This is a genomic window from Actinosynnema sp. ALI-1.44, from assembly GCF_001984155.1.
Lineage (GTDB): Bacteria > Actinomycetota > Actinomycetes > Mycobacteriales > Pseudonocardiaceae > Kibdelosporangium.
Genome location: NZ_MTQO01000027.1, coordinates 50,829 through 71,042 on the forward strand (window position 1 = coordinate 50,829; position 20,214 = coordinate 71,042).

General features: G+C 68.5%; 18 protein-coding genes. 7 read left to right on the plus strand and 11 right to left on the minus strand.

Annotated features, from left to right (window positions below; all coding sequences use genetic code 11):
• Positions 1–305: 305 nt before the first annotated feature.
• Positions 306–1,559 carry an RICIN domain-containing protein gene (locus ALI144C_RS03605; RefSeq protein WP_237773953.1) on the plus strand — a complete coding sequence of 418 codons (1,254 nt, stop codon included), beginning with the start codon at positions 306–308 and terminating at the stop codon, positions 1,557–1,559.
• A 552-nt stretch (positions 1,560–2,111) separates the two neighbouring features.
• Positions 2,112–2,618 (plus strand): SRPBCC family protein, encoded by a 507-nt coding sequence (locus tag ALI144C_RS03615; protein WP_076985551.1) that lies wholly within the window; start codon positions 2,112–2,114, stop codon positions 2,616–2,618.
• A 25-nt stretch (positions 2,619–2,643) separates the two neighbouring features.
• Here ALI144C_RS03615 and ALI144C_RS03620 read toward each other — a convergent pair whose 3' ends face one another.
• Positions 2,644–3,042 carry a hypothetical protein gene (locus ALI144C_RS03620; RefSeq protein WP_076985552.1) on the minus strand — a complete coding sequence of 133 codons (399 nt, stop codon included), beginning with the start codon at positions 3,040–3,042 and terminating at the stop codon, positions 2,644–2,646.
• Positions 3,043–3,420: 378 nt separating this feature from the next.
• Between ALI144C_RS03620 and ALI144C_RS03625 the strand changes: the two genes are divergently transcribed.
• Positions 3,421–6,405: a family 16 glycoside hydrolase gene (locus ALI144C_RS03625; RefSeq protein WP_076985553.1), complete on the plus strand. Its 2,985-nt coding sequence runs from the start codon at positions 3,421–3,423 to the stop codon at positions 6,403–6,405.
• A gap of 54 nt (positions 6,406–6,459) precedes the next feature.
• Here ALI144C_RS03625 and ALI144C_RS03630 read toward each other — a convergent pair whose 3' ends face one another.
• Positions 6,460–7,305 carry an NAD(P)H-binding protein gene (locus ALI144C_RS03630; protein WP_076985554.1) on the minus strand — a complete coding sequence of 282 codons (846 nt, stop codon included), beginning with the start codon at positions 7,303–7,305 and terminating at the stop codon, positions 6,460–6,462.
• A gap of 80 nt (positions 7,306–7,385) precedes the next feature.
• On the opposite strand from ALI144C_RS03630, the gene ALI144C_RS03635 reads away from it, so the two are divergent.
• The gene (locus ALI144C_RS03635; RefSeq protein WP_076985555.1) at positions 7,386–8,276 is read left to right on the plus strand and encodes an AraC family transcriptional regulator; all 891 of its coding nucleotides are present in this window, start codon (positions 7,386–7,388) and stop codon (positions 8,274–8,276) included.
• Between the two features lie 7 nt (positions 8,277–8,283).
• Here ALI144C_RS03635 and ALI144C_RS03640 read toward each other — a convergent pair whose 3' ends face one another.
• The 3 genes from ALI144C_RS03640 to ALI144C_RS03650 are packed head-to-tail and all read right to left on the minus strand — an operon-like array spanning position 8,284 to position 10,272.
• A complete protein-coding gene (locus ALI144C_RS03640; protein ID WP_076985556.1) occupies positions 8,284–8,634 on the minus strand; it encodes an iron chaperone in 351 nt (116 codons plus the stop codon).
• Between the two features lie 50 nt (positions 8,635–8,684).
• Positions 8,685–9,308 (minus strand): glyoxalase, encoded by a 624-nt coding sequence (locus ALI144C_RS03645; protein ID WP_076985557.1) that lies wholly within the window; start codon positions 9,306–9,308, stop codon positions 8,685–8,687.
• A 55-nt stretch (positions 9,309–9,363) separates the two neighbouring features.
• The gene (locus ALI144C_RS03650) at positions 9,364–10,272 is read right to left on the minus strand and encodes an NmrA/HSCARG family protein (protein ID WP_076985558.1); all 909 of its coding nucleotides are present in this window, start codon (positions 10,270–10,272) and stop codon (positions 9,364–9,366) included.
• Positions 10,273–10,362: 90 nt separating this feature from the next.
• Between ALI144C_RS03650 and ALI144C_RS03655 the strand changes: the two genes are divergently transcribed.
• Entirely contained in the window at positions 10,363–10,935 is a 573-nt protein-coding gene (locus ALI144C_RS03655; RefSeq protein WP_076985559.1) for a TetR/AcrR family transcriptional regulator, read from the plus strand.
• On the opposite strand, the gene ALI144C_RS03660 is transcribed toward ALI144C_RS03655, so the two are convergent.
• The gene (locus tag ALI144C_RS03660; RefSeq protein ID WP_076985560.1) at positions 10,936–11,490 is read right to left on the minus strand and encodes a phosphoribosyltransferase family protein; all 555 of its coding nucleotides are present in this window, start codon (positions 11,488–11,490) and stop codon (positions 10,936–10,938) included.
• Positions 11,491–11,607: 117 nt separating this feature from the next.
• On the opposite strand from ALI144C_RS03660, the gene ALI144C_RS03665 reads away from it, so the two are divergent.
• Together ALI144C_RS03665 and ALI144C_RS03670 are read left to right on the plus strand one after the other, a co-directional pair.
• Positions 11,608–14,181, plus strand: a complete 2,574-nt coding sequence (locus ALI144C_RS03665; RefSeq protein WP_076985561.1) for a glycoside hydrolase family 2 protein — start codon at positions 11,608–11,610, stop codon at positions 14,179–14,181.
• 63 nt (positions 14,182–14,244) lie between these two features.
• A complete protein-coding gene (locus ALI144C_RS03670; protein WP_076985562.1) occupies positions 14,245–15,543 on the plus strand; it encodes a S41 family peptidase in 1,299 nt (432 codons plus the stop codon).
• On the opposite strand, the gene ALI144C_RS03675 is transcribed toward ALI144C_RS03670, so the two are convergent.
• From ALI144C_RS03675 to ALI144C_RS03695, 5 genes are all read right to left on the minus strand, one after another.
• Positions 15,527–16,669, minus strand: a complete 1,143-nt coding sequence (locus ALI144C_RS03675; protein WP_330359563.1) for an epoxide hydrolase family protein — start codon at positions 16,667–16,669, stop codon at positions 15,527–15,529. The two genes, ALI144C_RS03670 and ALI144C_RS03675, sit on opposite strands and share 17 nt — an antisense overlap.
• A 61-nt stretch (positions 16,670–16,730) precedes the next feature.
• On the minus strand, positions 16,731–17,621 hold the full coding sequence (locus ALI144C_RS03680) for a helix-turn-helix domain-containing protein (RefSeq protein WP_076985563.1): 891 nt from the start codon (positions 17,619–17,621) through the stop codon (positions 16,731–16,733).
• Between the two features lie 21 nt (positions 17,622–17,642).
• On the minus strand, positions 17,643–18,287 hold the full coding sequence (locus tag ALI144C_RS03685; protein WP_076985564.1) for a maleylpyruvate isomerase family mycothiol-dependent enzyme: 645 nt from the start codon (positions 18,285–18,287) through the stop codon (positions 17,643–17,645).
• Positions 18,284–19,102 (minus strand): fumarylacetoacetate hydrolase family protein, encoded by an 819-nt coding sequence (locus ALI144C_RS03690; protein ID WP_076985565.1) that lies wholly within the window; start codon positions 19,100–19,102, stop codon positions 18,284–18,286. Before ALI144C_RS03690 ends, ALI144C_RS03685 begins: the two co-directional genes overlap by 4 nt.
• A complete protein-coding gene (locus ALI144C_RS03695) occupies positions 19,099–20,187 on the minus strand; it encodes a cupin domain-containing protein (protein WP_076985566.1) in 1,089 nt (362 codons plus the stop codon). Before ALI144C_RS03695 ends, ALI144C_RS03690 begins: the two co-directional genes overlap by 4 nt.
• Positions 20,188–20,214 lie beyond the last annotated feature (27 nt).

Genomic DNA, 20,214 nt, shown 5'->3' on the forward strand with positions numbered 1-20,214 from the left:
CCGCGCCACCTTCCCCCGAGTGGCTTGCGGATTCCTTGCGGAATCGTTGCGGTGGCCGGAAATCGTTCAGCAGCAAGCAAAACGAACCGCGGAGTACGCGCTCTTCGGCCGATTGCCGCACACCGTTCACGCGAACGGCGAAGAATCCACCCGTTTCCCGGTGGCCGGGCGAACATGTCCGGTTCTGTCAATGACAGTGATCATCGGCTCCCCCTACGCTCCGAGGCTGGATCGATCCACCTGTTGCTGTCCCTCCTGCCAGGGAAGGCGGATTCCCCTTGCACAGATCCAGAATTCGCGCTGCCGTGATCGCAGCGCTCACCGGTGCCGCTTTGGCGGCGCCGATCTTCGCGGCCGACGCCGCCGCACCTACCTCACCGGTAGACAACCACCGGGACCAGCGCGATCGAGGCGCGTCCATAGCGGTGGACCTCGGTTCCTACGCCATGCCTCGTCCAGTCGCCTGCGACGGCGACGGGACCAGCGGCAAGCGGGTGCAACTGGTCTACGCGTACGGCGAAGGCCAGACCAGCCGCCTGCAGCAGGTCCGCGGCGCTTTCCAGAGCCAGGCGGCCGAGACCGACGACGCCTTCGTGGAGGCGTCCCGCCGGTTCGGCGGCCAGGTCCGGCACCTGCGGTGGGTGCACGACAGCTCGTGCCGCGCGACGGTCGCCGAAGTGCAGGTTCCCTTCGCATCGCTGAACAACTGGTATAACCTGAACAACGAACTGCGGGCCCGTGGCTACAACCGCGCTGACCGCAAGTACGTGGTCTGGGGTGAGGCCAACAACAACGGCGACACCGGCTGCGCCGCGATCGGCGGCAACGACGACCGGCCAGGTCCGGAGAACAACAACAACACCGGGCCGCACTACGCCCAGCTCGGCCCGAACTGCTGGGTGGGCTGGGACTTCGTGGGACACGAGTTCCTGCACACGGTCGGCGCCGTGCACGGCAGCGCCCCGCACGCCGCGGGCGGCGGCCACTGCTACGACGACGAGGACATCATGTGCTACGGCCCGGAGATCCAGAAGATCTGCCGTGGCGCGCAGGCGTTCATCATCGACTGCAACGGTGACGACTACTTCAACACCAACCCGCAGCCGGGCAACTACCTGACCAACCACTGGAACATCGCCAACAGCGAGTTCCTGATCAGGGGCGGCAGCAGCTACGGCGTCGGCGAAGTGGTGACGTCGCTGGCCAACAAGTGTCTCGACGTCCAAAACGGACGGACAGTGAACGGCACCGTGATCCAGATCCGCGGCTGCGACGGCCTGAACTCCCAGCGGTGGGCCAGGATCGGCACCACGGTGACCGCGCTCGGCAAGTGCCTCGACGTGGACGGCAGCGGCACCGCCAACGGAACCAAGATCCAGCTGTGGGACTGCAACGGTTCGGGCGCGCAGGTCTGGGAGGGCGCGGGCACCGGCACCCTGCGCAACCCGCAGTCCGGCCGTTGCGTCGACGTCCGCTACTCCAATTCGGCCGACGGCACGCCCGTTCACCTCTGGGACTGCCACACCGGCGACAACCAGCGCTGGCGACTGCCCGCCTGACCGGTGAGACGAAAGCGGCGGGTGGGTCATCAGTGGACCCACCCGCCGCACTCCTATCGATGCCGTCCTAGATCCCAGCGCTGCCACGACGGACGGGTCCGTACGTTCCATTTTCCCGCCGATGAGCGAGAACATCCCGTCGTAGTCCTGCTCTCCCTTGCGTCGGCAAAGCAGCACCCGCTCACCGTCGTCGCTGAGCACAGCGATGATCCCGGGATCGAAGTGCGCGCGGCGTGCATGAACTCCTCGTTCAGGTCGACGGAGATGTTGAAGTGGACGATGTCGTCGTACCGAGTCTTGACGGTCACGAAGTCCAGGACTTTCGGGTGCGTGATGTGCGTATGCGCGATATTGCCGACATACCGCTCACAACTGCCGGATGATTCTACTTTCTCGGCGTGATCGTTGAGCCGTCGGAGCGTGTCGCACGGATCGTCGGCCGCGGTGAACTTGTTACCACGTGGTGGTATTCACGAAATCCACCGTGGACAGCCGGGAAGACCGGACCTATAGTTACTCGCGAGTAGCAATCGCACCGAACGGGTGAGGACAATGGTCTGGTTCCGGTCGACACCGATCGCCGACGAGAGCGTGTTCACCACCGCGTCGCACGTCTACAGCTACACCATGCACCTCAAGGCCGACCCGGACGAAGTGTGGGCGGGGCTCACCGCCGACCGCCCGCTGGCGTGGTGCCGCCCGATTTCCGTGCACTACACGTCACCCCGGCCGTTCGGGGTGGGCACCACACGTGAGGTGCGGTCGATGGGCGTGGCCTTGCGCGAGCGTTTCTTCATCTGGGACGAGCAACAGCGCAGGCACGCGTTCACCGTCGAGCAGGCCAACGTGCCAGGGCTCGGCACGCTCGCCGAGGACTACCAGGTCGACCCGGCCGAAGGGGGCGCACGCTTCCTGTGGCGGTTCGCCCTCAACGGCGCGCCCCGCCTGTCCGCCGGGATGAAGGTACTCGCGCCGGTCCAGCGCAAGGTCGTGTTCAACCGGCTGATCCGGGACACCGAACAGCACTTCGGCACGCTGCGCGCCACCGAAGCCGCGTAACAGGTCGCTCTGCGCCTGACCGGCGTCATCCCGTCGATCGAAGACGGGCACGGACCCGGACCAGCGCGGCCATCGTCGCCACGCCGACCGCCGCGGACAACGCCGCGAGCACCGGTTGGCCGTCGCCGCGGAACACTCCGGTCGTGACGGCGAGGACGTGGATCGACCCGAACACCACGATGAGCCCCACCAGCGCGGTTGTCGTTCCCGCGGCGACCGCCCTGGATTGCGAAGTGCCACGCGCGAAGCCGATCAGCCCGGCGGCCAGCAACGCACCGGACACCGCCAGGTAGCCGTACCAACTGAAGGTGGCGATGTCGACGTACATCTCGTCGCCGTGCCTGGCCCCGTTGACGTCCGGCCGGACGAACAACCCGGTCACAGGCGTCCCCAACGCACCGAACACCAGCAGTACCAGGACCATGACGGCGGATGGTACCGACTTCCCTCACGCCACAGCGCAGGTTTCGGCACTCTGGACCAGGTCGCGGGCCGCATCCGGCCAGACCGGGGAAGTCGAAGGTGAACCCGGCTTCGACAAGGCGGCCCGGCACGTCATGCCCCGCCGCCGTCAGTGCGCGAGTCAGCAACCGGCCGATGTGCCCCGTCCCTCCCGGTATCACGATCTTCACCGAATCCTCCTCCCGTTGAGCAGTCGCTCAAACAGGTGATCGGCTCCGAGCGGGGGCCGTTCGGCCTAACTTTGGCTAGAACTGAACATACTTTCGTTGACGAGAGACAAAAGTCTTCGTACGTTCGCGGGACTGCCTGTGGAGAACCCTGCCTCCCGCAAGGAGCAAAGATGCTTCGAGCCGTCCACGAACGATGCCGTCAGTCGCTCGTCGCCGCGGTCGTCCTGTTCACGTTCCTGTCCGCCTTCGTGGCGGCACCGGCGCACGCGGCGATCCCGCCGCAACAGCCCGGAGTCACCCTGCGCGTGTTCGACATCCAAGCCGACCTCGCCAAGCTCTGCACCGTCAAACCGGGGCAGACACCCAACGTCGACAAGCTCATGCCGGTGATCAACTGGTCGAGCACGGCCGACTTCGGGATCGGCGACCGGTTCGTGTCCGAGGTGAGCGGCAACATCAACATCTCCGCCGCTGGCACGTACCAGTTCCGTCTGACCAGCGACGACGGGTCACGGCTGAGCATCGACAACCAGCTGGTGATCAACCACGACGGGCTGCACGGCGCCACACCGGTGACCGGCTCGGTCCACCTCGGCACCGGCTACCACTCGTTGCGGATCGAGCACTTCGACAACCTCTACGACCAGCAGATCACGCTGGAGTGGCAGCCGCCGGGCGCGGCGGCGTTCGCGCTCGTGCCGAACTCGGTGCTCAGCACCGACGCCGACGTCGTGCGGGTGACCTCACCGGGGCGCAAGGAGTGCGAGGGCACCGCCGACTCACCCGGCGACGGGCTGCCGCTGACCTCCGTGCACCCGGGCTTCACGCTGACCAACCTGCGCCCCAACGGTTTCCAGCCGCAGGTCACCGGCATGGACTGGCTACCTGACGGCAGGCTCGCGATCGCCACGTGGGGCGGCTCGAACAACGTGCTCGGCGAGGTCTACCTGATGAGCAATGTCGCAGGCAACACGGACCCGTCGCGTGTCCAGGCGCAGCGCGTCGCAAGCGGCTTGAAGGAGCCGATGGGCATCAAGTACGTCGACGGCAAGCTGTACGTGTCCGAGAAGGCGCGGCTGGTCGAGTTGAACGACACGAACGGCGACGGCGTCACCGACGACTACCGGACCGTGGCCACGTGGCCGTTCAGCGACAACTTCCACGAGTTCGCGTTCGGGTTGCTGTACAAGGACGGCTTCTTCTACGCCAACCTGTCGGTGGCGATCAACTACGGCGGCGCCACGACCGACCCGCAGCCCTCGGCCAACCGCGGCACAACCATCAAGGTCAACAAGCGCACCGGCCAGGTGTCGTACGTCGCGGGTGGCCTGCGGACGCCGCACGGCATCGGCTGGGGCCCGGAAGGCGACATCTACGTCACCGACAACCAGGGTGGCTGGCTGCCCGCGAACAAACTGGTCCGGGTCAAGCAGGACCGGTTCTTCAACCACTACACGAACCCGGCGGGACCGTACGACGCGAAACCGGTCACCGCACCGGTGTTGTGGCTGCCGCACAACGAGATCGCCAACTCCCCGAGCAACCCGATCACGTTGACGAAGGGACCGTTCGCCGGGCAGATGGTGTTCGGTGACGTGACCTACGGCGGTGTCCAGCGCGCGTTCCTCGAGAAGGTCAACGGCGAGTACCAGGGCGCCGTCTTCCGGATGACCCAAGGGCTCGAGTCCGGTGTCAGCCGGATCAGCCTCGGCCCGGACGGCGCGATCTACACCGGCGGCATCGACGGCGGCGGCAACTGGGGCCAGCCGGGCAAACTCGCCTACGGCCTGCAGAAGCTGACACCGAACAGCACCAGCACGTTCGACATCCTGGCCATGCGCGCCGTCCAGGGCGGGTTCCAACTGGAGTACACGCAGCCGTTGTCGGACCAGACCGTGCAGAACCTCGCGACGAAATACCAGGCATCCCAATGGCGTTACAAGCCGACGCCGACGTACGGCGGCCCGAAGATCGACGAGCAAACGCTTTCCGTGAGCGGCGCGTCGGTATCCGCCGACCGCAAGAAGGTCACCCTCCAGATCCCCGGTCTGCAGGCGGGGCGTGTGGTGCACATCCGTTCGCCCCGACCGTTCTCCTCGACTTCCGGCGCGCCGTTGTGGAGCACGGAAGCGTGGTACACGCTCAACTCCGTCGTCGGCGGGCCCGCCGCGGCCGTGACCTACGAGGCCGAGCGCGCGACGCTGGCCGGCGGCGCTGCCGTCAACACCAACCACACCGGCTACGAGGGAACCGGTTTCGTCGACGGCTACTGGAACAAGGGCGCGAGCACCACGTTCTCGGTCAACGCCCCCACGGCCGGGACGTACAACGTCGCCCTGCGCTACTCCAACGGCCCTGATCCGAGTCCCGGCGCCAAGACTGTCAGCGTCTACGTCAACGGGGCGAAGGTCCGGCAAACCCGGCTGGCCAGCACGGTCACGTGGGAGAACTGGGCGTCGCAACCGGAAGCGTTGACGCTCAGGGCCGGCGCCAACTCGATCTCCTACCGGTACGACGACGGCGACAACGGCAACGTCAACTTCGACAACATCACGGTCACCGCGGCCCAGCGGATCCCGTTGTTCAACGGCAGCAACCTCAACGCGTGGGAACTCAGGTCGGGTGGCGCGGCGACGTGGCCGATCGCCGGTGGCTCGGTGGAAACCCTCGGCGGCGACATCCGGACCAAGCAGAAGTTCGGGGACTTCAAGCTGCACGTCGAATGGTACGAACCCCAGTACCCGTCGAACGTGACCGGTCAGGCACGCGGCAACAGCGGCATCTACCTCCAGGACCGCTACGAGGTCCAGGTGCTGGACTCCTACGGCGACACCACGCTCGCCAACGACGAGGCAGGCTCGATCTACCTGAAGAAGGCACCGGACGTCAACGCCGCGACAGCACCGCTGACCTGGCAGACCTACGACATCACCTTCCGCGCGGCCCGCTTCGACTCGTCGGGCAACAAGACCGACAACGCCCGTGTGACGCTTGTGTGGAACGGCAAGACAGTGCACAACAACGTGGAAGTCAACGGCCCCACGGGCGCGGGCGACCCGGAGACCACGTCGCCGGGCTCGATCCGCCTGCAGGACCACGGCGACCCGGGCCAGAACCCGAGGTACCGCAACATCTGGATCGAACCGATCCTCTGACCGCACACCCGAATGCGGGGCTCCCGGTCAAGGAGCCCCGCATTCGTGGTCCGGTCAGGCCCGCCAACCCCCATTGGCGGCGGTGGACTCGGCGAACTCGGCGAACGTCCGTGCCGGGCGGCCGAGTGCACGCGGTACACCGTCGGACACGTGCTCGTCCTTGCCATCCCGGAGCGCGATGATGATCTCGGCGAACGCCTCGGCGTCCGCGGCAGGCAGTCCCTGGCGCGTGAGCTCGGCGACGTACTCGTCGACCGACAGCGGGACGTAGCGGATCTCGCGGCCACTGGCCTTCGAGATGGTGGCGACCGCCTCGGCGAGGGTCACCGCCCGTGGGCCGGACAGCTCGTAGATCTGCCCCGAGTGCCGGTCCTCGGTCAACGCGGCGACCACCACGTCGGCGATGTCCTCGGCGTCGACGAAGGTCGCGGCGCCGTCACCCCCGGGAAGCCGCAACTCACCGGCACGGATGGCGTCGGCGAAGAAGCCCTCGTCGAAGTTCTGCGCGAACCACCCCGGCCTGCTGATCGTCCACTCCAGACCGCTCTGCCGCACGGCGGCCTCGCTGTCGACCATCCCCGCGGCCATCCCGCTGGGGTCCTTGGCGTAATCCGGATTGTCGATCCCCCGGCCGGAAGCCAGCACAACCCGCCGCACCCCGTGCCGGACCGCGCGCTCGACGAACGGACGCACCAACTTCGTGCCGTCCAACTGCACGATGTAGACGGACCGCACGCCGTCAAGGGCGGCGTCCCACGTGGCCGAGTCGTTCCAGTCGAAGACGTGCTCACCCGTCCGCGCGGCGGCCCGGACCGGCAGCCCTCGAGCACGCAGCTTGCCGACGACACGGCGGCCGGACTTCCCGGTCGCCCCGGTGACCAGAATCGGTTGTTCAGACATGACCCCAGTCAACAGTCAGCACGTGAGACGATCCATGGCTGAAAAGCTCTGCTTGATGTCTGTACGTCTAGACTGGGGTCATGGACGCTGTATCGGAGCTGTTGGCGGACGTCCACGCACACGGTGCCGTCTTCCAGCAGGCGATCATCCGACCGCCCTGGGCTTTGCGGATGTCCAGCGGCGCCCCGCTGACGCTGGCGATGCCGCTGCGGGGCCACGCCTGGATCGTCGCCGACGAGCTGGAGCCGGTCCGCATCGAACGCGGCGATGTCGCCGTCGTCCGCGGTGACGTGCCGTACACCGTGGCCGACGACCCGGCGACCACGCCCACTCGCGTGATAACCAGCGAAGACTACTGTGTCAACGACACGTGCGGAACGCCCGCAGCGGACGCCTCGGTGCTGGTGAGCGGGGCGTTCGAACGCCGCGGCGACCTCAGCGAACGGCTCCTGCGCTCCCTGCCCGCAGTGCTGGTGGTCCCGGTCGCGGACAGCCCGTACCCGTCGGTGGAGACGGTGGTTGCGGAGATCTCCCGCGACCGCCCTGGACAGCAACTGGTCCTGGACCGACTGCTCGACCTGATGCTGGTGTCGGCACTGCGCAGTTGGTTCGACGCCCCGGACACCGACGCCCCAGCCTGGTGCCGTGCACTGGACGACCCGTTGTTGGGCCTGGCATTGCGCCTGCTGCACGACAACCCGGCGCATGCGTGGACGGTGGCGGACCTGGCCGCCAAGGTGGGTGTGTCGCGGGCGGGGCTCGCCCGGCGGTTCACCGCGCTGGTCGGCGAGTCGCCGATGGCGTACCTCACCGGCTGGCGAATCACCCTCGCCGCCGACCTGCTGCGGACAACCGACCACACCGTGGCCACGATCGCCCGGAAAGTGGGCTACGCCAACGCTTTCGCGTTGAGCGTGGCGTTCAAGCGGTTGCGCGGCGCCAGGCCGAGCGACTACCGGAACGAGCGGTAGTGCGCGGTCAGCTCACCGCCTTGCGGACGAGGGACGTGATGCGGTCCGCCACCTCCGCGGTCATCTCGGTCAGGGCGAAGCTCGTCGGCCACATCGCGCCGTCGTCGAGGGTCGCCTGCTCCTCGAACCCGAAGGTCGAGTAGCGGGTCTTGAACTTGCTCGCGGCCTGGAAGAAGCAGACGACCTTGCCGTTGAGCGCGTACGCGGGCATTCCGTACATCAGTTTCGGGACGACCTCCGGGATGTTCTCGGTGACGATCACGTGGATGCGTTCGGCCATGGCGCGTTCGTGGTCGGGCATCTCGTCGATCTTGGCGAGGACGTCCCGCAGTGCCGCTGCCTGCTTGTCCATGCGCATCCCCGGCTCCTTCCGCTGGTTGTGGTGTGGTGGCATTCGGTTGTGGCACATCAGGATTCGGCTGCCACTGTGGAGGTGTGCCAGACGAACCCGTCCGGGTCGGCGCACGGTTGCGCGGCGCCGCCGACCACGATCCGGTGTGAGCCGGTGCCCTCCACAGCGACCCCGGCGACCTTGGCGAGCGCCTTGCGCCGGTACAGCGACAGTTTGAACGGGCTCGACTCGGCTGCGAACTCGACGTACATGGGGCCGAAGCTCTTGGCGACGGTGAAGCCCATGTCGGTGTAGAACTGCTTGCTGGCGGCCACGTTGCCGACTCCCAGCAGCAACACGATGGCGTCGATCTGCCCGGTCGCCGGGCCGGTGTCCTTCTTCGCCGAGGTCGCCACCTGCCAGATCGTGCCGTCCGGGGCCTGGACGACGCCGCCGTAGCCCCACATCGATTTCGTGGCGGGCTTGAGGGTCGTCGCCCCGGCCTTCAGCGCGGCGTCGACCAGGGTGTTGACGTCGGCCGGTTGGGACACGATGAGCGACAGGGTGAATCCCCGGAAACCCGTGCTGGGTTCCTGCGTGGCGCGCAGGCGGATCCGGGTGGCCAGGCCGATGGCGGCGTAGAAGCGTTCGGCGGCCGGGAGGTCGGCGACCTCGATGGTGATCGTGTCGATGTTGGTCATGGCCGCAACGCTAGGCGCGGCGGGCTGACCGGTGCTTCTTGATTCCTGACCGGTGTCAGCCGCGCATGTGTTCCCGCGCCCACTGCTCGAAGGAGGTGAGCGGGAGGCCGAGGTCTTCGGCGAACCGCGGGCGAGCCGGTTGCCCGACGACGTTGAGCCACTCGTGGGTGGCGCCCATGGGGGGCATTCCGGCGGCGATGGCGTCCTGCTCGGTCATGTCCGGAGCGGACAGTCGTGTCCCCAAGACGCGGGACAGGATCTCGGCGATCTCGGTCATCGACAGGTACTCGCCCGCGAGTTCCAGTTCGATCCCGTGGAACCGCTCGGGCTCGGCGATGGCGGCCGCGGCCGCGGTGCCGATGTCGTCGACCGCCACCATGGACAGCCGTGTCTCCGGCTTCACCACGCTGACCAGTCCGCCCTCGATGCCGCGTGGGAAGAGGAATGCCATGGACGGCAGGAAGTTCTCCATGAAGAAACCGGGCTTGAGCAGGGTCCACCGCGGAAAGCCCGCGGCGCGGAGGTGATCCTGGATCGCCTTCTTGGCGTTGAGGGTCGGCGCCATCTCCGGCCAGCGGCCGTCCGCCCAGCCCGGCGCGTCCGTGTGCTGACCGGCACCGGAGACAGAGGTGTGCACGAACTGCTCCACTCCGGCGGCCTTGGCGCCCTCGATCAGGTTCACACCCTGCGCCACCTCGCCGTCGAAGTCGAAGCCGTCCCCGGTCGGGGTCATCCCCGGCATCTGCACGGAGAAGACCGCACGGACACCCTGCGCGGCCCGGACCACGGAGTCACGGTCGTTCAGGTCACCCGTGACGAGCTCGACGCCGAGCCCCTGGGCCTTCGCCGGATCACGCACCAGGGCCCGGACGGGAACACCCGCCGCCCGCAGGGCACGAACGGTGGCGCCGCCCTGCCGACCGGTGGCACCGGTGACCAGAACAGGCGTGGAAGCTGGGGACATGACACACTCCTCGTTTAAGTGGCGGGGCCCGCCGTTTATCCGAGGCTACAATATGACGGGGCCCGCCACTTAGCAAGGACGGAGGCAGCCATGACCGACCGGCAACGCGCGGACGCGCGGCGCAACTACGCACGCATCCTGGCCGTTGCCTCGGACGAGGTCGCCGCTCATGGCGCGGCGGCGTCACTGGAACAGATCGCCCGCGTGGCGGGAGTCGGCTCGGCAACCGTGCGCCGCCACTTCCCCACCCGCCGAGCCTTGCTGGAAGCGGTGTCCCAGGACCGGATCGACGCCCTGGTCGCCCGCGCCGCCGACCTGATCGACACCGACGACAGCCGGGCCGCACTGCTGCAATGGCTGGACGAGCTTGTCACGTACTGCGTCTCAGCCCGGGGCCTCGCGGCCGCACTGACCTACGACGGCACCGAGATCGGGAATGTGCACGAGAACTCCTGCTCAGCGGCGATGGAGAACGCCGCAGGCCCGCTGCTGCACCGCGCCATCCGGGACGGCGTGGTCACGACGGGCGTCACAGTCACGGACCTGATCACGTTGATCGTCGGCATCGTGCTGGCCACCGAGCACTATCCCGACCCGGCCGGCGAAGCCCACCGGCTGTTCGGCCTGGCCGTGACCGGCCTGACCGCACCCGCACCCGTCTGATCAGAGATCCCGCATGTGCAGCAGGGAGCGGACGGTGAGGCGGCGGCGGGTTTCGTTGCTCCTCAGGGCGTCGACGACGGTCGCCACGCCCAACCACGTGGCTTCGGCGTCCCGCACGAGCAGTTGGACTCCCGACGCCTGACCGCCCGTGGCGATCCAGTCGTCGACGACGAGCACCCGGTCCTTGGGGCTGACCAAACGCTTGCGGAAGGCGAGAGTCCGGTGGCGGTCGCTGTAGTCGGGCGGACTGGTCCGTTCCCGCCATGCGTCGCTGTCGACGACTTGCTCCCGGCGCTTGCGCACTTCGACGAACCCGACGCCGAGGTCCAGCGCGACGAGCGGCCCCAGCAGGCAACCGCTCGACTCGACGCCGAGCACCACCGTGGGCCGGTCGTCGCGGAACAGCGATGCGAGGGCCGGACCGAGTGAGCGCAGCAGCGTGGGGCTGCGCCACCAGTTCGTCACGTCGGCGTACCAACTGTCGTCGGTGCGGTCGCCGTGCCAGAAGAACGCGTGGCGCAGTCGATCCCGCGTTTCGGAGGAGTCAGCGCGCATGAGCGGATGATCGCGGCACGGACGCGATGGCGCGAGTGAATTTGATGCTCACCCGGTTATGGATTTACTTCGTTAGGAGTCTTGCCGAAACTTCTTCACCGGGGCACAGTGCGTTGCATGATCGGACGCCTGTTCACCGTCGTGCTGGCGCTGTCCCTGCTCGCGGTGCCCCCTGCCGCCGAGGCTGGCACACCAGCGGTGCCGCTGGTCCCCGGCAAGGTGACGACCGTGCCTGGGTGGCGGATGCAGTCGTCGGCCGTGGCCACCCAGGGCGGGGCGGAGATCTCCACGCCGAGGTTCGGCGACCGGTCCTGGTACGCCGTCCCCGCGAGGTCGACCGTGATGGCGGGCCTGATCGCCAACCGGAAGTACCCGGACCTGAACTACTCGACCACCCTGCGCGACGCGGTCGATCCCGCCGACTTCGCCGTTCCCTGGTGGTACCGCCATGAGTTCACGGCCGCGCAGGCGCCGGGCAGGCACACGTTCCTGCGGTTGACTGGCGGTGTCATCGCGCGGGGCGAACTGTGGGTCAACGGGACCATGATCGCGGGCACGGACCGCGTCGCGGGCGCCTATCCCCGCTACGAGTTCGACGTCACCGGCCTGCTCAAGCACGGCCGCAACGCGATCGCGATCAAGGCGATGCCCGCCGACCCGTTCCGCGACTTCACGGTCAGCTTCCTGGACTGGAGCCCACCCGCCCCGGACAACAACATGGGCGTCTGGCGTGACGTCCAGATCGCCACCACCGGCCCGGTCTCGGTCACCGACGCCCGTGTGCTGACCGCACTCGACCTACCGGACCTGCGGTCCGCGACGCTCACCGTGAAAGCCGAGCTGCGCAACAACACCGACAACCCTGTCACCACCGCGCTCATCGGCACAGCCGCCAGCAACCCGCTGTACCAACAGGTCTCACTCGCACCCAAGCAGACCCAGACCGTCACCTTCCCGCCGATCACCGTGCACAAGCCGAAAGTGTGGTGGCCCGCGCAGTTCGGCGACCAGCCGTTGCATCGGCTGGACCTCACCGCGTGGACCGGGCGCGGCCTGTCCGACCGAGCGGACATCTCGTTCGGCATCCGTGACGTCCGGTCGGAGCTCACCGCCGCGGGAGCGCGGCAGTTCTACGTCAACGGCAAACCGTTCGGTGTCCGCGGCGGCGGCTGGGCGTCGGACCTGTACCTGCGCGCGCAGCCCGAGCGGCTCGCCGCCGAACTCCGGCACGCCCGTGACCTCGGCCTGAACACGCTGCGGATGGAAGGCAAAGAGGAGGACCACGAACTGCTCGACCTCGCCGACCGGCTGGGCATCATGCTGCTGCCGGGCTGGGAGTGCTGCACGAAGTGGGAGAAGTACAGCGGGTGGACCGAGGAGGACTACCGCGTAGCGGGCGAGTCCACGTCGGCCGAGGCCAAGCGGATGGTGAACCACCCCAGCGTGCTCGGTTTCCTCATCGGCAGCGACAACGCGGCGACCGCGCGCGTGGAACAGGTCTACGTGAACGCGTTGCGGGGCGCGGACTTCCAGGCCCCGATCATCCCGTCTGCGGCCGCGAAAACCACACCGACGCTCGGCAAGTCCGGCATGAAGATGGACGGCCCCTACTGGTGGGTCCCGCCGAACTACTGGTACCAGGACAAGCTCGGCGGCGCGGCCGGGTTCGCCTCCGAGGTCGGCCCCGGCCCCACCATCCCGGAACTCGACACCCTGCGGCGGTACCTGTCACCGCAGGAGATCGACGACCTGTGGCGCAACCCGGACAAGCCGCAGTACCACCTCGCCAAGAAGGAAGTGTTCTCCAAGCTGACCGTCTTCTCGGCCGCCTTGGCCCAACGCTACGGCACGCCCACGGACCTGCGCGACTTCCTGCGCAAAGCCCAGTTGGCCAACTACGAGGCCAACCGCGCCCAGTTCGAGGCGTACGGACGGGACTTCGCCGACCCGGTCAACCCGTCCACCGGCGTGATCTACTGGATGGTCAACAACGCCTGGCCCACGCTCTACTGGCACCTGTGGAGCCACGACCTGGCGTCGGCGGGCTCGTTCTTCGGTGCGAAGAAAGCACTGCGGCCCTTGCACGTCCAGTACTCGTACGACGACCGGTCGGTGGTTCTCGCCAACACGGGCCTCGCCGCCGTGCCCCGGTTGACTGTGCGCGCCACGGCTTTCGCACCGGACGGCCGAGTGCTCTCCGACAAGTCGGCCCCTGCCACAGCGGATGCCAACACCTCCCGCCGCCTGCTGGACGTCCCGAAGCCGGACACACCAGGAACGTACCTGGTCCGATTGCTCCTGCACGACGCCTCGGGCCGAGAGGTCGACCGCAACACCTACTGGTTGTCCACTTCGGACGACGTGCTCGACTTCCCGAAGTCCACCTGGTGGTACACGCCCACCACGGCGTCGGCTGACCTCACCGGCCTGCAGAACCTGCCGTCGGCCCAGGTGACCAAGTCGGTCACCTACCAGCACAACGGCCTGGATGTGGTGCTGCGCAACGACTCACCCACGGTCGCACTGTCCATCCGGGCCGATCTGCGTACCGCGCCGGGTGGTGCGCAGGTCCTTCCGGTCAGCTGGTCGGACAACTACGTCACGCTGTGGCCAGGCGAATCCATCACCCTGCACGCGTCGTACCAGGGCGTGCGGCGGCCTCACGTGGAGATCAGCGGGTTCAACCTCTAGGGGGTCAGCCCCCAGGGGCTGGCCCGGTGGCCTCGGGCGGACGCGGTCAGAAGACTGAGCCACATGAGGACGATCATGGCTGGCACCGCACTGTGTCTGCTCGCCACTGCGACACCCGCATGGGCCGACAGCCCCGTGGACGGCGTATGGCAGACCGACGGCTACGGTTTGGTCATCGAGGTCGCGGGCGGCCATGCGCAGTCGTACGAGACCACGCGGATCAGCTGCGTCAAGGGGACGGACTCGAAGCAGACCGGGCCGGACCGCTTCGTCAACGAGGACTATGAATTCACCCTGCGCCCCGACCGGCGAGGGCAACGCGCGACGCTGCGAATCGACAGCTCGGTCGGTGCACGGCACCTGCGACGGCTGCCAGCGCTCCCGGATCTGTGCCGCAAGCCCGGCCCCGCAGACCGGCTCGCGAGCTTCGACGTGTTCTGGACGACCTTCGCCGAGAACTACCCGTTCTTCGCCGCCAAGAACGTGGACTGGGCCGCTGTCCGCGCCCAGTACCGCCCGAAGGTCCGGCCGGACATGTCCGACGACGAGTTCTTCGCCCTGCTCACCGACATGGTCCGGCCGCTGCGGGACGCACACGTCGTCCTTGGCGCGGGCGACCGGAGGTTCGCGGCGCTCAAGCCGGGAACGACGTTGCCGACGCCGGACCAGGAACGCGAGGTGCGGTCGTTCATCGTGCGGCGTGACCTCGATGGCATGCCGCTGCGGGAGTTCGGGCGCGGCCGGATCGGGTACGCGGAACTTCCCGGGCGCATCGGCTATCTGCGGCTGATCGCGTTCACCGGCTACACCGGGCAGGGCTACGCGGCCGATGCCGCGGAACTCGACCGCGCGCTCGACACCGTGCTGACCAAGCAACTCCGTGGGCTGATCATCGATGTCCGGATCAACGTCGGCGGCGACGACCCGCACGGCATCCGGATCGCACAACGCCTGACCACCAGGCCGTACCTGGCCTACACGAAGCAGGCCCACGACGACCCCCGCCGTCAACCGCTGTGGGTGCTGCGGGGCTCGACGGTCCACACCGGACCGGTCGCCGTGCTGACCGGCGGGTCGACGTTCAGCGCCGGAGAGACGTTCACCCAGGCCCTGATCGGCCGGGCACCGAGCCCGCTGCGGATCGGCGAGAACACCCAGGGCGTGTTCTCCGACAAGCTGGAACGCACCCTGCCCAACGGCTGGTTCTTCACACTGCCCAACGAGAAGTACCTGACCCGGTCCGGGCAGACCTTCGACGGCACCGGCATACCGCCGCACATCCGGACGCCGGTCTTCACCGAGGAGGAGTTCGCCGCCAACCGCGACTCCGCGTTCGACCAGGCGGTCACGCTCCTGCGGTAGGACGCGTGTGCCGGAACGCGTCCCTGATCTCGGTCACCAGGAGGTCCGGGTGTTCCAGGCCGGGGAAGTGCCCGCCGCGGTCCATGTCGTTCCACGAGCGGAGATCGAGGTACCGCCGCTCCGCCCAGCGCCGCGCGGTCGGCCACGGATCGGCCGGGAACAGCGAGCACGCCGTGGGCACCGTGACAGGCCGCGCATTCTCCTCCTCCGCGCCGCGCGGCATCCACCGCATCGCCTCCCAGTACCACCGGGAGCTGGAGGCGCCCGTGCCGGTCAGCCAGTACAGCGCGATGGTGTCCACTTGCTGCGCCAGGCTGACGCCGTCGGAGTAGGCGGCGAACTTCTCACCGAGCCACGCGGCCAGCCCGGCGGGCGAGTCGAGCAACGAGTAGCCGATCGTCTGCGGGCGCGTGCCCATCAGCATCCCGAAGCCGTAGCCGTCCATCAGGTGGACGTCACGCTTGTCCAGCACGCGCTGTTGCGCCGGGTCCGGTGAGATCCGGTCCTCCGGCAGCGGCGACGCCAGCGGCATCGTCAGGTGCAGGCCCGCGACCCGTTCCGGGGCGACAAGGGCCAATTCCGTGCTCACCGCCGCACCCCAGTCCCCGCCGTGCGCGCCGAAACGCTCATAGCCGAGCACCGTCATCAACTCGGCCCATGCCCGTGCGGTGCGGCCAGGATGCCAGCCCTGCTCACGGGGACGATCGCTGAAGCCGAAACCCGGCAACGACGGGACGACCACGTGGAAGGCGTCCCGTGCGTGCCCACCGTGAGCCACCGGATCGGTGAGCGGCCCGAGCAGGTCCTCGAACTCCAGCACCGAGCCGGGCCAGCCGTGCGTCAGCAGCAACGGCAACGCCGTCGGCTCAGGCGAACGAACGTGCCAGAACGCGATCCGCAGCCCGTCCAGGAGCACTCGGTACTGCGGAATCGCGTTCCACCGGGCTTCCCGTGCGCGCCAGTCCTGGTCCCGCCATGTGGCCAGCAACGCCGACAGCTGCCGCAGGCCGAGTCCCTGCGTCTCGTCGGGCACTGTCTCCGGCTCGGGAAGCCGGACCCGGTCCAGCCGGGCACGCAGGTCGGCGAGGTCACTGTCGGCGACATCGACAACGAAAGACTCTGTCACAGGCACCGAACCTAAGCCGACGCGGCTCGCCCGCGCCATGCCCGGGATTGCCGTCCGTCGATCAGGAATTGCGGTACGCCGACGGACGAGTTCCGGTGTGCCGCAGGAAGGCGGTCGACAGCGCGCCGGGGCTGGCGAAGCCGCACCGCTGCGCGATCCGGGCGACCGGCAGGTCCGTCTCGCGCAGCAACCGTTTGGCTTCGTCGATCCGCAGGCCGGTGAGCAGCCGGTACGGCGTCATCCCGGTGGCCTGTTTGACGACCCGGACGAGGTGGAACACGCTGAGGTGCACCTCCGCGGCGATGTCGGCCAGGGTGATCGGGTCGGCCAGCCGCTCGCGCATCACCTTGACGGCCGTGCGGACACGGGCGTCCTCCCGCGCGGGCATCCCCGGCTCCGGCATTCGCGAGTGGCGGGTCAGCAGGTGCGTGGTCAGGAAAGCGGCCGCGGACTCGGCGTAGAGGTCATTGGCTCCGTCCACCGAGCCGAGGGCCTTGACGGTTTCCTCGAGCAGCGGGTCCCCGGCTGCGACGGACACGGCCATCGCCTCGAAATCCACCTCGTGGCCGCCCAATCGCGCCGCGGTCGACTCGACGGTGTCCCGTGGGATGTGGACCTGGACGCTGCGCATCTCGCCGTCCCCGCGGTAGCTGCGCAGGAAAGGCGAATTCGGCAGCACCAGCTCCAGCCGACCGGGGACCCACTTGTGACGGCTGACTCGGCCGCCGTGGCGTGTCTCGACCACGGCCTGTCCGGCGACCGGCAGGACCAGGTGCAGATCCGCCGCCCCTGGCATCGGCATGTCCTCGGCGGCCCGCGCGTGGTCGAACCGCTGCACCAGCAAGGACTCCCACCCGGCGTCCGCCCAGCTGCAGTGCGTCCGCGTGACGTACCGGTCCATGTCGAACCCGGCATACGGCCGTAGGTCGAAACGCGCGGAGTCGAACACCATGCCCCGAGGGTAATACCGGTGTCAGAGCCATGCTGGAAGCGCGGGCGGTGGCGCCCCGGTCGCGGTGCGCAGCTGTGGCGAGAAGTCGCCGCGGCCGGTGAGCCAGCGCGCCAGGTCGGCGGGTGGTCCGTCGACGTCCACCACGATTTCCTGCGTCGCACGACGGGCCAGCGCGTCGTCGATCAGCGCTTCGAGGAAGTCGCGGGGAAACGCGGTGAAATCCCCGCCCGCAGGCAGATCGCACGCGTGGATCCACAGTTCACGGCTGCGCAGCCACGGAATCGTCGTCGCCGGAACGGCCCGGCCCTGCGCGGTGACGACTTCGTTGCGCCACATCGTGTCGGTCAGCCCGTCGAGCGCATCGGCCAGTCGCTCCTGCTCCTCCTCGACGAAGCCGCGCAACCGCTGCACAGACCACGAAGCACCCGCGTCGATCTCGTCAGCGCGTGCCTGTGTGCTCGCGTACATGGGCGTCGGTTCCCCGGTTGCCGCCCAGTGCGCGAGCCGTCCCAAGGCCCGGGCGTTGTGGCCGACATGGGAGAGCAGGGTCCTGCCGGACCAGCCAGGCAGACGGCTGGGCCCTGCCACGGTCGCGTCGTCGATGGCCGCAAGGCACGAGGCGAAATACTCGTGGCCACTGACCATCCAGTCCACTGCGGAGGTCATCCCCGCCGGACCTCGTTGACCATCTCACCGATGCCGTCGATAGCGGTGCGCAGGGTCTGTCCTTTTTCGAGGTAGCGAGGTGGTTTGCGGGCGTGCCCCACTCCCCCGGTCGTTCCGGTGGCGATCACGTCGCCGGGGTTCAGCGTGACCATCGTCGAGACGTAGCCGACCAGGTCGGCGGGGCTGAAGAGCAGGTCGGCGATGGTGGACGACTGCACGACCTCGCCGTCGACCGCGCAGGTGATCGCGGCGTCCGGGGCGAGCTCGTCCGGCGTGGCCAGGTACGGGCCGAGCGGCGTGGTGGCTTCCCATGTCTTGCCCTGCAACCATTCCCGGGTGCGGAACTGCCAGTCGCGCAGTGAGACGTCGTTCATCACGGTGTACCCGCCGATCGCCGCCTTGGCCGACTCCGCGTCGGCGCGGCGCACCCGGCGTCCGACGACAACGACCAACTCGGCCTCCCAGTCGACCGTGTCCGACTCCGGTGGCAGGTCCAGATCGTCGTACGGTCCGATCAGGACTTCCGGGAACTTGGCGAACAGCGTGGGGTACTCCGGCAGGTCGCGGCCCATTTCGGTGATGTGCGTGCGGTAGTTCAACCCGACGCAGACGAGCTTGCCAGGCCGGGGGATCACCGGGGCGAGATCGGCGGAACCGGTGGGAACGTGCTCGCCGACGGCCGTCGCCGCGTGCTCGGGCCAGCCGGGCTCGGCCAGCAGGCTGCCCACGTCCCCGGGGCCCAGGTCGGCGTATCCGCCGTCTTCGACGCGCGCGACGTGGAACCCGCCGTCCACGCGCAGGGTGGCCAGTTTCATGCCCTGCCTTCCAGGTTCAGCCGTTCGAAGATCGGCGCGTCGCCGAACGTGAACAGGTCCATGCCGGTCTCGGTCGCCAGGGTCAGCGGGTGCCATGACGGCACCACGAACAGGTCGCCCCGGTCGACCGTCCAGCGTTCGGTGCCGACGGTCACCTCGCCCGTACCGTCGAAGACCTGGAACACCGACGAGCCGACCGCACGGCGTTGCCCGGTCGACGTGCCCGCGGCGAGCCGGTGGAACTCGGTCCGGATCGTCGGCAGGACGTCGCCGCCGGTGGTCGGGTTGGTGTAGCGCACGGCGGCGTGACCGGGTTCGACGGTCGCCGGGTATCCCTCGGCCTCCATGGCCAACTGCTCGGCCAGTGCGCGATCGGTGTGCTCCCACCGGTAAGCCAGCAGCGGAGTCGCAGGCGTCGGCCGCAGGTGTGTCAGCGGACGCAACCCCGGGTGGGCCCACAGCCGTTCCGACCGGGACAGCGCCGGGTCGTCCCGGGTGTCGACCTCGTCCGGGCCGAACTCGAAGAACGTGGCGTCGCCGTAGTACTGGAACGGGATGTCCAGGCCGTCGATCCACGCCATCGGGCCGTCGCTGCGGTTGTGGTGCCCGTGCCAGTGCCATCCGGCCTGGGGCAGGAAATCACCACGGCGCATCGCGACCGGATCGCCGTCGACGACCGTCCACACGCCCTCGCCTTCGACGACGAACCGGAAAGCGTTCTGGGTGTGCCGGTGGACGGGCGCGTCCTCACGCGGGTTGAGGTACTGGATCGCCGCCCACAACGTCGGTGTCACGAACGGGCGCCCCGCGAGCCCGGGGTTCGCCAACGCGATCGCGCGGCGCTCACCGCCACGGCCGACCGGCACCAGGTTCCCGGCCTGCTCGGCCATGGGCAGCAAGGCGCGCCACCGCCACCGGTGCGGCAGTGCCCTGGAGGCGGGCTGCGACGGCATCAAGTCGCCGATCTCGGTCCACAGCGGCACGAGCAGTTCCTCGGCGAAACCGCGGTACAGCGCCTCCAGTTCGGGCGTCCGATCAGGCTGGTCGGGGGCATCGGTCGCCGCGATGCGCACGGGTGAGTCCATGCTCCGAGCGTGCCCCGCACCCCGTGC